Source organism: Pantoea agglomerans (genome assembly GCF_020149765.1).
GTDB classification, from domain to species: Bacteria; Pseudomonadota; Gammaproteobacteria; order Enterobacterales; family Enterobacteriaceae; genus Pantoea; species Pantoea alvi.
Genome location: NZ_CP083809.1, coordinates 3,732,635 through 3,747,098 on the forward strand (window position 1 = coordinate 3,732,635; position 14,464 = coordinate 3,747,098).

General features: G+C 58.6%; 14 protein-coding genes. 4 read left to right on the forward strand and 10 right to left on the reverse strand.

The features are described from left to right. Positions 1 to 6 precede the first annotated feature (6 nt). A complete protein-coding gene (locus LB453_RS20540) occupies positions 7 to 990 on the forward strand; it encodes a quinone oxidoreductase (protein ID WP_103793655.1) in 984 nt (327 codons plus the stop codon). 189 nt (positions 991 to 1,179) lie between these two features. On the opposite strand, the gene pspG is transcribed toward LB453_RS20540, so the two are convergent. The 3 genes from pspG to LB453_RS20555 form a co-directional block, all read right to left on the reverse strand. Continuing rightward, the gene (gene pspG, locus LB453_RS20545) at positions 1,180 to 1,446 is read right to left on the reverse strand and encodes an envelope stress response protein PspG (RefSeq protein ID WP_103793654.1); all 267 of its coding nucleotides are present in this window, start codon (positions 1,444 to 1,446) and stop codon (positions 1,180 to 1,182) included. Between the two features lie 176 nt (positions 1,447 to 1,622). Further along, complete coding sequence (gene dusA / locus LB453_RS20550; RefSeq protein WP_103793653.1) at positions 1,623 to 2,618, reverse strand: tRNA dihydrouridine(20/20a) synthase DusA; 996 nt, start codon at positions 2,616 to 2,618, stop codon at positions 1,623 to 1,625. A gap of 111 nt (positions 2,619 to 2,729) precedes the next feature. After that, positions 2,730 to 3,980: a conjugal transfer protein TraF gene (locus tag LB453_RS20555; RefSeq protein WP_103793652.1), complete on the reverse strand. Its 1,251-nt coding sequence runs from the start codon at positions 3,978 to 3,980 to the stop codon at positions 2,730 to 2,732. 445 nt (positions 3,981 to 4,425) lie between these two features. Between LB453_RS20555 and zur the strand changes: the two genes are divergently transcribed. After that, a complete protein-coding gene (zur, locus tag LB453_RS20560; RefSeq protein WP_103793651.1) occupies positions 4,426 to 4,947 on the forward strand; it encodes a zinc uptake transcriptional repressor Zur in 522 nt (173 codons plus the stop codon). A 48-nt stretch (positions 4,948 to 4,995) separates the two neighbouring features. On the opposite strand, the gene LB453_RS20565 is transcribed toward zur, so the two are convergent. The 4 genes from LB453_RS20565 to LB453_RS20580 form a co-directional block, all read right to left on the reverse strand. Further along, the gene (locus LB453_RS20565) at positions 4,996 to 5,208 is read right to left on the reverse strand and encodes a CsbD family protein (protein ID WP_103793650.1); all 213 of its coding nucleotides are present in this window, start codon (positions 5,206 to 5,208) and stop codon (positions 4,996 to 4,998) included. Positions 5,209 to 5,388: 180 nt separating this feature from the next. Beyond that, positions 5,389 to 6,711, reverse strand: a complete 1,323-nt coding sequence (gene dinF, locus LB453_RS20570; RefSeq protein WP_103793649.1) for an MATE family efflux transporter DinF — start codon at positions 6,709 to 6,711, stop codon at positions 5,389 to 5,391. A 133-nt stretch (positions 6,712 to 6,844) separates the two neighbouring features. Next, positions 6,845 to 7,459: a transcriptional repressor LexA gene (lexA, locus tag LB453_RS20575; protein ID WP_033749144.1), complete on the reverse strand. Its 615-nt coding sequence runs from the start codon at positions 7,457 to 7,459 to the stop codon at positions 6,845 to 6,847. Between the two features lie 106 nt (positions 7,460 to 7,565). Further along, positions 7,566 to 7,934: a diacylglycerol kinase gene (locus tag LB453_RS20580; protein ID WP_103793648.1), complete on the reverse strand. Its 369-nt coding sequence runs from the start codon at positions 7,932 to 7,934 to the stop codon at positions 7,566 to 7,568. A 128-nt stretch (positions 7,935 to 8,062) separates the two neighbouring features. On the opposite strand from LB453_RS20580, the gene plsB reads away from it, so the two are divergent. Next, complete coding sequence (gene plsB, locus LB453_RS20585; protein WP_103793647.1) at positions 8,063 to 10,486, forward strand: glycerol-3-phosphate 1-O-acyltransferase PlsB; 2,424 nt, start codon at positions 8,063 to 8,065, stop codon at positions 10,484 to 10,486. A 141-nt stretch (positions 10,487 to 10,627) separates the two neighbouring features. Here plsB and ubiA read toward each other — a convergent pair whose 3' ends face one another. From ubiA to psiE, 3 genes are all read right to left on the reverse strand, one after another. After that, on the reverse strand, positions 10,628 to 11,494 hold the full coding sequence (gene ubiA, locus LB453_RS20590) for a 4-hydroxybenzoate octaprenyltransferase (protein WP_199187276.1): 867 nt from the start codon (positions 11,492 to 11,494) through the stop codon (positions 10,628 to 10,630). Positions 11,495 to 11,524: 30 nt separating this feature from the next. After that, positions 11,525 to 12,037 carry a chorismate lyase gene (gene ubiC, locus LB453_RS20595; RefSeq protein ID WP_103793645.1) on the reverse strand — a complete coding sequence of 171 codons (513 nt, stop codon included), beginning with the start codon at positions 12,035 to 12,037 and terminating at the stop codon, positions 11,525 to 11,527. A 69-nt stretch (positions 12,038 to 12,106) separates the two neighbouring features. Next, a complete protein-coding gene (gene psiE, locus LB453_RS20600; RefSeq protein WP_033749140.1) occupies positions 12,107 to 12,517 on the reverse strand; it encodes a phosphate-starvation-inducible protein PsiE in 411 nt (136 codons plus the stop codon). Positions 12,518 to 12,813: 296 nt separating this feature from the next. On the opposite strand from psiE, the gene LB453_RS20605 reads away from it, so the two are divergent. Continuing rightward, on the forward strand, positions 12,814 to 14,439 hold the full coding sequence (locus LB453_RS20605) for a Na/Pi cotransporter family protein (protein ID WP_103794021.1): 1,626 nt from the start codon (positions 12,814 to 12,816) through the stop codon (positions 14,437 to 14,439). Positions 14,440 to 14,464 lie beyond the last annotated feature (25 nt).

Genomic DNA, 14,464 nt, shown 5'->3' on the forward strand with positions numbered 1-14,464 from the left:
GTAAAAATGGCAAAGCGTATTCAGTTTACCGCGCAGGGCGGGCCTGAGGTGTTGCAGTGGGTTGACGTCGATCCTGCCGATCCTGCTGAGCGCGAAGTGCAGGTAGAGAACCGCGCCATCGGCATTAACTATATTGATACCTACGTGCGCAGCGGACTTTATCCGGTGCCCGCCCTGCCTTCAGGCCTCGGCACCGAAGCGGCGGGCGTGGTGAAGCGCGTCGGCAGCGCGGTGACGCGCTTTAAGCCGGGCGACCGGGTGGTCTATTGCCAGGCGGCGCTGGGCGCCTACAGCGAACTGCACAACGTGGCGGAAGATCGCCTGATGCTGCTGCCCGACGCCATCAGCTTCGAGCAGGCCGCCGCCAGCTTTCTGAAAGGGCTGACCGTACACTATCTGCTGCGTCAGACCTACCGGGTGAAGCCGGATGAAACCTTTCTGTTCCACGCGGCGGCGGGCGGCGTTGGCCTGATCGCCTGCCAGTGGGCAAAAGCGCTTGGCGCACATCTTATCGGCACCGTCGGGTCGGCGGAAAAGGCGAAGCTGGCGAAAGCGGCGGGCGCCTGGGCCACCATCAACTACCGCGAAGAGAATATTGCCGAGCGCGTCAGCCAGCTCACCGAGGGTAAAAAGGTCGCGGTGGTGTATGACTCGGTGGGTAAAGATACCTGGGAAGCGTCGCTGGATTCGCTGCGTCGTCAGGGTCTGATGGTGAGTTTTGGTAATGCTTCCGGGCCGGTTAAAGGCGTCGATTTGAGCATACTCAACCAGAAAGGTTCGCTGTTTGTTACCCGCCCTTCGCTTTACGGCTATATCACCAACCGCGAAGAGCTGGAGCACGCCAGCAACGATCTCTTCTCGCTGCTCGCCAGCGGCGCCATCAAGGTCGAGGTGCCGGAGCAGCAGAAATTCCCGCTGAAAGAGGCGGAGCGGGCGCACCGCACGCTGGAGAGCCGCAGCACCCAAGGCTCTAGCCTGCTGATCCCATGAGCCCTGAACGCAAACGGGGCTTCCCGTAGGAAGCCCCTTTTCTTTTTATCGTTCGCGCTGGTGTAGGGACAGCGGCGATGAATTCATGTCGACTCAACGACAGTTATCCTGGCAGAAAACATAAGTAAAAAATATGTTTAATTGCAAAACAGGCATAAGCAATCTGTCACTCTGTGATCTCACCCGCAATTAATAGCCGCGGCGTCGCTCTAACCTGCTGATTTTGCGGCGCAGCTTGCGGCGCGCACGCTCACGACCGTCGCCGCAAAAGGCGCGATATGCCCAGGCGGCCACCAGCGCCAGCGCCAGCCAGGGCAACAATTTGATTACAAGTGCAAACAGGCCGCCGATAAACATCACCACGGTAGCGACCACCAGCGCCGCCATCACGCCCAGCAGCGAGACGCCCGTCACCAGCAGCATCAGGAAAAAGCCCAGCACAAACAGAATTTCCACGTTGTTACTCCTCTTGTTAGTTCTACAGCCTTATTACAAGAAGCGTGCCAGAGTGTAACTTATTGTCCTGTAAGCAAAACGGCCAAAGTAACGCTGGCAGCAATGGTGAATTTCCCTGAATTCTGGCGTAAAAAAAACCAGCACTCAGGCTGGTTTTTATCGACTGCCGCAGGCGATCAGGCTTCCTGCGGGATCTTGTCCGCCACCAGCGCCAGCGCGGCTTCCAGCACGCGCACGTCTGCGCCCGGCTTGTGGGCGTTTTCACTCAGATGGCGACGCCACTGGCGCGCGCCGGGAATCCCCTGGAACAGGCCGAGCATATGACGCGTGATATGGCCAAGATAGGTGCCCTTCGCCAGCTCCGCCTCAATATAGGGATACATGCTGCGCACCACCGCCACCGGATCGGCTACCGGCGCATCACGGCCAAACAGCTCGCGATCCACCTGCGCCAGCAGGCCGGGATTCTGGTAGGCCTCACGGCCCATCATTACGCCGTCGAGATGCTGCAGATGGACTTTGGCCTCTTCCAGCGATTTTACGCCGCCGTTGATGGCGAGCGTCAGCTGAGGAAAATCACGCTTCAGCTGATAGACGCGTGGATAGTCGAGCGGCGGGATTTCCCGGTTCTCTTTGGGGCTCAGGCCGGAAAGCCACGCTTTACGCGCGTGGATAATAAAGGTGTCGCAGCCGCCGCGCTGCGCGACGGTGCCGACAAAATCGGTCAAAAATGCGTAGCTGTCCTGATCGTCGATGCCGATGCGGGTTTTTACCGTCACCGGTATTGAAACCACCTGACGCATCGCGTCGATACATTCAGCCACCAGCGAAGCTTCCGCCATCAGGCAGGCACCGAAACGCCCATTCTGAACGCGATCGGAGGGACAACCGACGTTGAGGTTCACCTCATCGTAGCCACGCTCTTCTGCCAGCTTCGCGCACTGGGCCAGCGCCGCCGGATCGCTGCCGCCAAGCTGCAGCGCAACCGGATGTTCCGCCTCGCTGTAGGCCAGATAGTCGCCCTTGCCGTGAATAATGGCACCGGTGGTGACCATTTCGGTGTAGAGCAGCGCGTCGCCGGTCAGCTGACGATGAAAATAGCGACAGTGTCGGTCGGTCCAGTCGAGCATCGGCGCGATGGAAAAACGTTGCGAGGAGAAAGAGTTGCTCATGAAGCGCAGAAAATCCGTTAAGGGTGATGATAATCTGCGCAATGATAGCACATTAACAGGGTGCCGGGCGACTCTGCGTCGCCCGGTTTAGAGACGGCTAAGCATCGCCGATCAGAAGTTAAACCCGAGCTGCATCATCGCGCCCCAGGTATTGTTGTCGCCCACTGAACCAGCCAGATCCAGATGCACCGCATTGCTGAACGGCGATACGCCAAAACCGGCGGTAAAGACATTTTCATCGTTGGATTTCATATCCGCGCGGTAGCCAGCGCGCAGTGCCAGCCAGTCCAGCACACGGTATTCCCCACCGACGCCAGCATACTGGCTGCTCTCTTCCGACTTAAAGCGTTTCGTTTCGGTGAGATCCACATCCAGCGCCGCGGTAAAGGGACCGCCGCTCCAGGAGAGGCCAGAGGTCACCAGCGGACGGATCTGGTAGGTGTCGCGATAGCCGTTGGTCTCTTTGGTCTTCAGATCGCGCGACACCAGGTTCTGCCCGGTAACGCCCAGCGTCCAGTTATCGCCCAGCGGCGTCGCTAAACCAGCGTCGACGTTAAAGCCGGTATTATCGTTGCGGTAGCGGCTGCCGTTGAGGTCGTTTTTATCGTAGTTGTAGATGCTGGCGGTGTAGTTATAGAGCCAGGTTTTCTGAATTTTCGGCGTCACGCCGAGCGAAACCGGATGGCCCGCCACGTTAAACTCGTGCGCCACGGCGATACCGTAATCGGTGACCAGCGCCGCCAGGCCGTTTGCGCTGGAGCGCAAATTATTCTGGTCGCCCGGTACGGGAATACGGGTGCCGTCCGCTACGCCGTTAAGATAGTCGATATCGCTCTGCGCCACGTTGGCACGCAGGTGAACCGTGCCGTACGCCTTGGTGATAAACGCAAACGGCAGGGTTTCGTTAGGGACCGTAACCGCCAGCGCGACGCCCGCCGTACCGTTGGCCTTGTTACCGCGCAGATCGCGCAGCTGGTTCGCCACGTCCCGTGACGCCGCTTTAAGCTGCGGATAGCCGTTAAGATAGTCGCGGAAGGTCAGGCCGTTGATAACGTCACGATAGCGATTAACGGTATCGCTGATGTCATCGACCTTATCGACCATCTTGTCTTTATCGGTAATTTGCAGGCCAGCAGAGGGAAAGATAATGCCGACATTGTCGTCCGGCTGCGCACGCGTCATCAGCGCCGGGTTCGCCAGCACGGCGGAGCTCCACGTCGAGGAGGCGACGCCGGTACCGCCCATCGCGTCGTTGCGCGCGTCATACCAGGTTCCCGCAGCCATCGCGGAAGAGGAGAGAAAGAGCGCGTTTAAAACAGCAGGATATAAAAGCGCAGAGCGCCGGGTGGTTTTGTTCGCCATTTGTCTGCCATCACCTTGATCAGGAAAACATTCATCATCGGAATTTGTCGTTAGCGCTATTGTGTATCGCGGCTAACGGTTCATTGCTGTGAATTCAGTTGAAACAGCACTGTTATTCGCCGGATTGGATGTTTTAGCTACAAATCGGCGCTTTTATTATTTAGGGGGATAATCAAAAAGGATATTGAGGCCAGCAGTTGCTTAAGGCCTCTTGAACATTAGTGCTTAACCTGGTGAGTTGTAAAGCAAAACTCTCTTTTTGTTAATTTATGTCTTAACAATGTTGGCACTGATTAGCATTAGCGAAGCGAGTTCACCAGCCAGCGGCCAGCCTAATGTATTGATATTAATGGAAGATGACAGGTTCGGCTCTGAAAGCGCGCAACCTGAGCGCAAGCGCATCGGGTGTGATAAGATAACATCTCGTTTTTAGCGGAGAATCACCATGTCGACAATGACGCCAGATAAAATCATGACCCAGGCAGAGAAGCTCTGTCTGCAACGCGGGGTGCGCCTGACAGCGCAGCGCGCTGAGGTGTTACGTCTGATGGCTGCGCAGCATGGATCGATTAGCGCTTATGATTTGCTGGATCAGCTACGCGCCAGCGAGCCACAGGCAAAGCCGCCGACGGTCTATCGCGCGCTGGAATTTTTGCTGGAACAGGGCTTTATTCACCGCGTGGAGTCAAACAACAGCTATGTGGTTTGCCACCATTTTGAAGCGCCGGCGCATACCTCAGTGATGCTGGTCTGCGATCGCTGCGCGGCGGTCACGGAAAAGCAGGCGCAGGGCGTAGAGAATATTATTGCCGATCTGGCTGGCGAGGCGAGCTTTACGCTACGGCACAGCGTGATTGAGGCGCACGGTCTCTGCATGAGCTGTGCGGAAGTTGAAGCCTGTACGCATAAGGATAGCTGCGGGCACGATCATGAATCAGAAGGGAAAAAGCGCGGAAGAAGAGGCTAAGCAGCACGTCCCTGTGCCGGTCGCTCAGGCGAGGCCTGAGCGAGAAGATTACCAGCGGTAATCTTTGTTATTGCTTTCCCAGTCTGAGACCTCTTTCTCGGCCTCATCCTTAGCGTAACCGTAGCGTTCCTGAATTTTGCCGACCAGCTGATCGCGTTTGCCTTCGATAACCTGCATGTCATCGTCGGTCAGCTTGCCCCATTTTTCTTTGAATTTACCTTTAAACTGCTTCCAGTTACCGCTCGCTTCGTCTTTGTTCATGTCAGACCTCCACGTCATCCTTAGTTTTACATACCACCACATAATGGTGATACGACAATACAAAGCGCTGCTGTGTCGCGCTGTTGTAAGTTAATTATAGTAGACGAATCGGCAACTGCCGCAGAAATACAGAATAATCTGTTTAGCGCAGCGCGTTAAGGCTGCCGCTGCGCGCGATAATCAGTTTGCAAACCAGCGGCTTAGGCGCCATTCGCGCCGCCAGATCCACCAAAGCGAAACGCCGCGCAGCGCAAGAAAAACCGTTACCGCCAGCCACAAACCGTGGTTGCCCAGCCAGGGCAAGGTCAGCAGCGTCAGGAAGTAACCGAGCGCGGCCACCGCCATGCTGTTGCGCATTTCGCGCCCGCGCGTCGCGCCGATAAACAGCCCGTCCAGCAGATAGCACCACACGCCAGCCAGCGGCAGAATGATCTGCCAGATAAGATAGCGATCGACCAGCTGCTGCAGCGACGCCAGCGAAGTCAGCATCGACACAATAGCGTCACCGCTCGCCGCATAGATTAGCGCGAAGGCGAGCGCAACCATGCCCGCCTGACGACAGGCGGCGTGCCATACCGACAGCAGCCTGTCGCCGTCGCGCGCGCCATAGGCCTCGCCGGAAACGGCTTCCACCGCATAGGCGAACCCGTCGAGCGCATAGGCGGTAAAGGTGATAAACATCAGCAGGACGGCATTGGCGGCGACGATCTCTGGCCCCAGGCGCGCGCCGATAAGCGTCAGCGAGGCAAAGCAGAGCTGCAGCAGCAGGGAGCGCAGCATAATGTCGCGGTTAAGGCGCAGCAGGCGGCGGATATCGCCGCGCCAGCTCCTCTTCAGCATCGTCATTGATATGCCGCGTAGCTTCAGAACCCGCCATACCATCGCCAGCCCTACCGCCAGCGTGACATATTCCGCCAGCGCCGTCGCGGTCGCCGCGCCGGCCACGCCCCACTTCAGACCGAGCACTAGCCAGAGATCGAGCAGAATATTTACCGTGTTGCCCACCACCAGCAGCACAACCGGCGCACGGGCATACTGCACGCCCAGCAGCCAGCCGAGGATAACCATATTTGCCAGCGTTGCCGGCGCGCTGAGCCAGCGAATATGGATAAAGATGGCGGCCTGCTCCAGCACCTGGGGATTGCCCCCCGCCAGCCGACCCGCCAGCGCGCTAAGCGGATCGCGCAGCAGAATAAACAGCAGGCCCGCAAGCAGCGCCATCAGCAGCGGCTGCGTCAGGGCGCGCGCCAGCGCCTGCGCATCGCGCGCGCCAAAGGCCTGCGCGGTAAAGCCGGTGGTGCTCATGCGTAAAAAGAGTAACAGCATAAAGACGAAGCTGGTCGCGGTCGCGCCAATCGCTACGCCGCCAAGGTAAACCGGACTGTCGAGATGGCCGATAACGGCGGTGTCCACCAGGCCGAGCAGCGGCACGGTGATATTAGAGAGGATCATCGGCAGCGCCAGCCGCCAGAGTTGTCGATCGTCAGCAGAGAAGAGACGCATCAGCCGGTCCATGCCTGAAAACGTAAAAAGGAGCGAGGCGGCCTCAATGCGGCGCTAGCCGCAGGAGGAGGCGCGTGAAAAGATTATCGTACAGACGCCTGGCGAAGCGATACAGGCGTCTGAAGGCGAGCGGTCAGAGCCACTCGCCGTTGCGCACCACGCCCACTGCCAGACCTTCAACGGTCAGCGACTGCGTGCGGGTATCGACGATAATCGGTTCGAAGTCGTTGTTTTCCGGCAGCAGATGAACCACGGTGCCCTGCTTTTTCCAGCGTTTTACCGTGACTTCGTCATCGATACGCGCCACAACAACCTGACCGTTACGCACATCCTGCGTTTTATGCACCGCAAGCAGATCGCCATCCATAATGCCGATATCTTTCATCGACATACCGGCAACGCGCAGCAGGAAATCAGCAGAGGGCTTAAACAGGTCGGGATCGACTTTATAGTGCGTCTCAATATGTTCCTGAGCCAGCAGCGGCTCGCCAGCGGCGACGCGGCCGATTAACGGCAGCCCGTTGGACTCTTCCTCTTCCATCAGCAGGCGAATGCCGCGTGATGCGCCAGAAACGATCTCAATAACGCCTTTACGCGCCAGCGCTTTAAGGTGTTCTTCGGCGGCGTTGGGGGAACGGAACCCCAGCTGCGAGGCGATCTCCGCACGCGTTGGCGGCATGCCCGTCTGGTTGATATGGTCGCGAATCAGGTCATAAACCTGTTGCTGCCTGGTGGTTAATGCTTTCATCCCGCCCCCTGGTTGTTTATACAGTCGCTGTGAGTATATACAGGTATTGGTGAAATGAAAACCAAAACCCAGGGAAATAACAGCCGTTTGGGCCATTGTGGAAAGCCTACCGCAAATGCGTCCAGAGCAGCGCGATCCAGATGAACAGCGCCAGTATAATAGCGAGCAAAACGGCGGCGGAGCCCATATCTTTCGCTCGTCCCGACAGCGGGTGACGCTCCTGGCCGATACGGTCGACCACCGCTTCGATTGCGCTGTTGAGGATCTCGACAATAATCACCAGCACCACCGATCCAATCATCAGGATGCGCGCGACGGTGTCGACATCCAGCCAGCAGGCGATAGCGATAGCGACGATGGCGGCCGTGGCCTCCTGACGAAACGCGGCTTCATGCTGCCAGGCGGCGCGCAGCCCCTGCCACGAGTAGCCTGCCGCTTTTACAATCCTGAGCAAACCGGTGGTATTACTTGCCATTGCGAGGGAACCCTTTAGGTTGTTTGACGTCAATGTCTGGGCCAGGTGCGTTTGGCACCACCACAGATCTTCGCAGCACTTTCTGATATGCTTGCGGCGCTTTGCTAACAAGAGGCTTCATGTTGTCTATGTCAGGTTGGCGTAAACTTTATTATAAATTGTTGAATTTACCACTCTCTGTTCTGGTAAAAACGAAGGCTATTCCGGGCGATCCCGTTTCCGAACATGGACTCGATCCAACGCGGCCGATTATGTACGTGCTGCCATACGATTCCAAGGCGGATTTGCTGACGCTGCGCCAGCAGTGTCTGAAGCATAATCTGCCCGATCCGCTGTCACCACTGGAGATTGACGGCTCGATACTGCCGCGCCACGTGTTTATTCACGACGGCCCGCGCGTATTCCCCGCTTTTGGGCCGAATACCGAATCGGTGAAGATTTTTCACGAGTATCTCGATCTGCACCGTAACAACCCTCAGCTCGATATCCAGATGCTGCCGGTTTCGGTGATGTTTGGCCGCGCGCCCGGCCGCGAGGTTCAGGGCGACGATGCGCCGCACCTGCGCGAGCTTAACGGGGTTGAGAAGTTTTTCGCTATCGTCTGGCACGGCCGCGACAGCTTTGTGCGCTTTTCGCCAACCGTCTCGCTGCGCTGGATGGCGACGCAGCACGGCACCGACAAATCCATCGCGCAGAAACTGGCGCGCGTGGCGCGTATTCATTTCGCACGCCAGCGTTTAGCCGCGGTTGGTCCGCGTCTGCCGGCGCGACAGGATCTCTTCAACAAGCTGCTGCAGTCCAAGGCGATTGAAAAAGCGGTGGAAGAAGAGGCGCGCAGCAAAAAGCTCTCCCATGAGAAGGCGCAGCAAAACGCCGTTGAGATGATGGAAGAGATCGCTGCCGACTTCTCCTATGAGGCGATCCGCGTCACCGATCGCGTCATGGGCTGGCTGTGGAGCCGTCTCTATCAGGGCATCAACGTCAACGGCGGCGAACGCGTGCGCCAGCTGGCGGAAGATGGCCATGAGATCGTCTATGTGCCCTGCCATCGCAGCCATATGGATTATCTGCTGCTCTCCTACGTCCTTTATCACCAGGGCCTGGTGCCGCCGCATATCGCCGCGGGCATCAACCTGAACTTCTGGCCCGCCGGTCCGATCTTCCGTCGCCTGGGCGCGTTCTTTATTCGCCGTACCTTTAAAGGCAATAAACTCTACGCCACCGTATTCCGTGAATATCTCGGCGAGCTGTTCAGCCGCGGCTATTCGGTCGAGTATTTCGTTGAAGGTGGGCGCTCACGTACCGGTCGCCTGCTCGATCCGAAAACCGGCACGCTGGCGATGACGCTGCAGGCGATGCTGCGCGGCGGCAAACGTCCGATTACGCTGGTGCCGATCTATATCGGCTATGAGCACGTCATGGAAGTGGGTACTTACGCCAAAGAGCTGCGCGGCGCGGCGAAAGAGAAAGAAGGCTTTATGCAGATGGTGCGCGGCCTGCGCAAGCTACGTAACCTGGGCCAGGGCTACGTTAACTTCGGCGAACCGCTGCCGCTGGTGAACTACCTGAACAAGCAGGTGCCGGAGTGGCGCGACGCTATCGACCCGATTGAACCGCAGCGTCCCAGCTGGCTGACGCCGACGGTCAACGATATTGCGGCGCGTCTGATGGTGCGCATCAACGAAGCGGGCGCGGCTAACGCCATGAACCTGTGCGTTACCGCGCTGCTCGCCTCACGTCAGCGCTCACTAACCCGCGAGCAGCTGATCGAGCAGCTGGATTGCTATACCGCTCTGCTGCGCAACGTGCCCTATTCGCCGGAATCAACGGTGCCGCCGCTTTCAGCGGAAGAGCTGCTGAACCATGCGATGAGCATGAATAAGTTCGAAACCGAACAGGACAATATCGGCGATATCATCATCCTGCCGCGCGAGCAGGCGGTGCTGATGACCTATTACCGCAACAATATTCACCATATGCTGGTGATGCCGTCGCTGATCGCCGCCATTATTCAGCAGCATCCTAACCTGAGCGAAGCCGAGCTGCTGCGCCAGGTGCGTCTGATCTACCCGATGCTGAAAAGCGAGCTGTTCCTGCGCTGGGAAATCGACGCCCTGCCGGCGCTGCTGAGCGCGCTCTGTCAGGAGCTGGCGCGTCAGGGGCTGATTACCCTGCAGGATGGCCAGCTGCGCCACACCGCCGCGCGTTATCGCACGCTGCAGCTGCTGGCCGCCGGTATCCGCGAGACCCTGCAACGTTTCGCTATCACCTTCTCTATCCTCAGCGCGAAGCCGACCATTAACCGCGGCACGCTGGAGAAAGAGAGCCGTATGCTGGCGCAGCGTCTTTCGGTGCTGCACGGCATCAACGCGCCGGAGTTTTTCGATAAGGCGGTGTTTACCACGCTGGTGCTGACGCTGCGCGATGAGGGCTATATCAGCGATACCGGCGACGCCGACGTTGAGCGTACCCAGGCCACCTGGCATATTCTGGCCGATCTGGTGACCAGCGATGTGCGGCTGACCATCGAAAGCGCGGTGGCGCACGAGTAACGCACCGCAGGCAGAAAAAACAAAGGGCGACAGTGATGTCGCCCTTTTTTTCAGTTACTCATCAGCCTGATAAGCGGGAAAGGTAAAAAGCGTCTCTTCCGCGCTAGCGTCAAAGGCGACAACGTTGTCGCCTTTTTACCGTTAAAACAGCTCACTAAACGGCGGCGTATTCAGCACCACGCCGATAAATATCACCAGGCCAACATAATTATTGTTGAGGAAGCCCTGGAAGCAGGCGTCGCGCTCGCGGTGTGCGATCAGCTTTTGCTGGTAGAGAAACAGCGCCGCGGCGCCAAGCAGCGACCAGAAAAAGAAGGCGTTAAGCTGCATCATCAGGCCCACCAGCGCCAGCAGCGCCAGCGTTGCGAACTGCAGGAGGCCGATAATCAGCTTGTCGTAGCGGCCGAACAGAATCGCCGTTGATTTGACGCCAATCTTGATATCGTCATCGCGATCCACCATGGCGTACTGCGTATCATAGGCGACGGTCCAGCAGATGTTAGCCAGAAACACCAGCCAGCACTCTAGTGGTAAGGACTCACTAACTGCAGACCAGGCCATCGGGATCGCCCAGCCGAATGCCGCCCCTAATACCACCTGCGGCAAGTGGGTATAGCGCTTCATAAAGGGATAGCACCAGGCCAGCGCCAGGCCGCCAAACGAAAGCAGAATCGTCATCAGATTCATGGTGAGCACCAGCCCGAACGCCAGCAGCCCCAGCAGCACGAACAGGATTTTCGCCTCTTTCTCGCTTACCGCGCCGCTGGGCAGCGGACGGCCTGCGGTACGCTTCACGAAGCCGTCGACCTTGCGATCGGCGAAATCGTTAATCACGCAGCCCGCCGCGCGCATCACAAATACGCCGAGCACAAACACCACCAGCACCGACAGCGGCGGCACGCCCAGGGTCGACAGCCAGAGCGCCCACAGCGTCGGCCACAGCAGCAGCAGCGTGCCGATCGGTTTATCAATACGCATCAGGCGGCTATAGGCCTGAAACTTGCTCATCTGTACGCTTTTTTCCACGTGTAATCGTCCTCAGGCCAGGTCGCGATAGAGCGGCGAGGCCGGTAAAAACAGTTCGGTCAGCAGCAGCGGCTTGCCTGACAGTCGCAGGCGCGAGCGGCGTCCCCAGAGCGCGCCGACGCTGCCCGGTTCGATAAAGTCGCGGCTTAAGGTTGAAGAGGAGAAGAGATAGCGGCCAAGCGGGCGCGTTCCCAGCTTTTGCAGCATCTGCTCTGGCCCGCTGAGGGTGCTCTCCGGCACCAGCGTGCGGCCAATAAGCCAGGGTTCATCGTCGCCGCACAGCACAATCTCCCGCAGCCAGAAACGCGCATCGTCCGGCAGAAGCGCCCTTTCATCGGTAAGCTCATCGGCATTAATAAAGCCTTCGCGTATCGGCTGCACCGTTACCTGCCGACAGTGCTGCTCGAAACGGCGCGTCATGGAGTCCTCCTCCATCAGCCAGTCCAGCAGCGGCGCGGTCAGCGTCGGATGCGTGGACGGCAGCCAGTTGAGCGCGCGTAATAAGCTGAGCGCCTCGTGCGACATATCACCACTCCCGTCAATTTTGAGGGCAACAGTGTAGCGCAGAGGCGCGACGGGCACACCTGGCGGCGCTTATTCGCGCTTCAGGCGGTTGCTGTTCGCCAGCCACAGGGTCACCACCAGAATCAGGATGGCGCCGGAGTAGCAGAGCGTGTCGAAGGGATTTTTATGGTCGACGATAATCAGTCGAATAATCGCCGTAATGCCGATGTAGACAAAGTAGCGCAGCGGAAAGTGATAGCCAGACTGGAAATACTTGACGATCAGCGCGATAAATTCGAAGTAGAGGAAATAGATAACGATCCCCTCAATCAGCAGATAAGAGGAGGCCTGCTCGCCAACGTTCAGCAGCACGTTGGCAAGGTGCAGCGTCTCTTTGCCGAGGAACACTGCCAGAATAACCGCCAGCGCCAGCAGTCCCAGGTTGAGCACCCATTGCAGCGCCAACGCGATGTACTGACCGCCGGTGGGTTTAACGTTCATGATTTGCCTCGATAATGGCTTTTAGTAAGGATCGCCATCATGCTGCAATGTGACACAGATCACAAGATACCAGCCGCGCCCTGCCCGACGCGGCGCGCCAGCTGCCGATAGCCAGCCAATATTTATCCCCTTCCCGTAGAGCGAACTGGTCTACAGTTAAAGAGTCGGCAGCGCGCGCAGGTCGCTTAAAATTCAGGAAAAATTGCGCCCGCCCGGCGGTTCGTTTTGCAGATTGCTCTTTCCGTCAGGCTGGCTTTCTGCTGCTTTTTAGCCTGACGGTTATGGAGTGGCATGACGTGTTGACCCTGCTTAATCTTCTCTCCGCCGTCGCCCTGCTGGTCTGGGGCACCCATATCGTGCGCTCCGGCATTATGCGCGTCTTCGGCGCGGACCTGCGCCGCGTGCTCAGCCGCAGCATCGAAAAGAAACCCATGGCTTTTCTGGCGGGCATCGGCGTAACGACGCTGGTGCAGAGCAGCAACGCCACCACGCTGCTGGCGACCTCCTTTGTGGCGCAGAAACTAATGGGCCTGACGCCTGCGCTGGTGGTGGTGCTGGGCGCCGACGTGGGCACCGCCATTATGGCGCGTATTCTCACCTTCGATCTCTCCTGGCTGTCGCCGCTGTTTATCTTTTTCGGCGTGGTCTTTTTCCTGTCGCGCAAGCAGACGCGCGTCGGCCAGATGGGCCGCGCCAGTATCGGACTGGGGCTGATTTTGCTGGCGCTGCAGCTGATTGTCAGCGCCGCCCGGCCGATTACCCAGGCGTCGGGTGTGCAGGTGCTCTTTTCCAGCCTGACCGGCGATATTCTGCTGGATGCGCTTATCGGCGCGGTCTTCGCCATTATCAGCTACTCCAGCCTGGCGGCGGTGTTGATCACCGCCACGCTGACCGCCGCAGGCGTGATCTCATTTAAAGTGGCGCTCTGTCTGGTCATCGGCGCCAATCTCGGCAGCGGCCTGCTGGCGATGCTCAACGCCAGCGGCTCTAACGCCGCCGGCAAGCGGGTGGCGCTCGGCAGCCTGCTGTTCAAGCTGCTCGGATCGCTGGCGGTGCTGCCCTTTATCAACCTGCTGGCGCCCTGGCTCGATAAGCTGCCGGTCAATGACGAAGAGCTGGTGATCTTCTTCCACGTTTTCTACAACCTGATCCGCTGCCTGATTATGGTGCCCTTCGCTGAACCGATGGCGCGCCTCTGCACCCGCCTCATCGGCGACGACGCCGAGGCGGATATGGCAGTGAAGCCTCGCCACCTCGACCGCAGTGCGCTGGATACGCCGACGCTGGCGCTGGTCAACGCCGCGCGCGAGGCGCTGCGCATCGGCGACGTGCTGGAAATGATGCTGGAGGCGTTCAGCAAAGTGGTGCACGGCGAAGTGCGCGAAGAGCGTACGGTGCGACGGCTGGACGACGATGTCGACGTACTCTATACCGCCATCAAGCTCTATCTGGCGCGCATGCCGAAAGAAGATCTGTCGGAAGAGGATTCGCGCCGCTGGGGCGAAATTATCGAAATGTCGCTGAACCTTGAACAGGCGGGCGACATTATTGAGCGCATGAGCGGCGACGTAGCGGATAAGGCGCTGACGCCGCGTCGCGCCTTCTCGCCGGAAGGCATCAGGGAGCTGGAGACGCTGCATGAGCAGCTGCTGGCGAACCTGCGCCTCAGCCTGTCGGTATTTCTCTCACGCGACATCAGCAGCGCGAAACGGCTGCGCCGCGCCAAGCATCGCTTCCGTATTCTGATCCGCCGCTTCTCGCATGCGCATGTGGAGCGGCTACATCAGCAAAACGTTCAGAGCATTGAAACCAGCTCGCTGCATCTGGGGCTGCTGGGAGATATGAAACGCCTGAATTCGCTGCTCTGCAGCGTGGCCTATACGCTGCTGGAGCAGCCGGACGACGAGCGGGACTATGAATAAAGCGGGGGCGCGTCGCCCCCGCGCT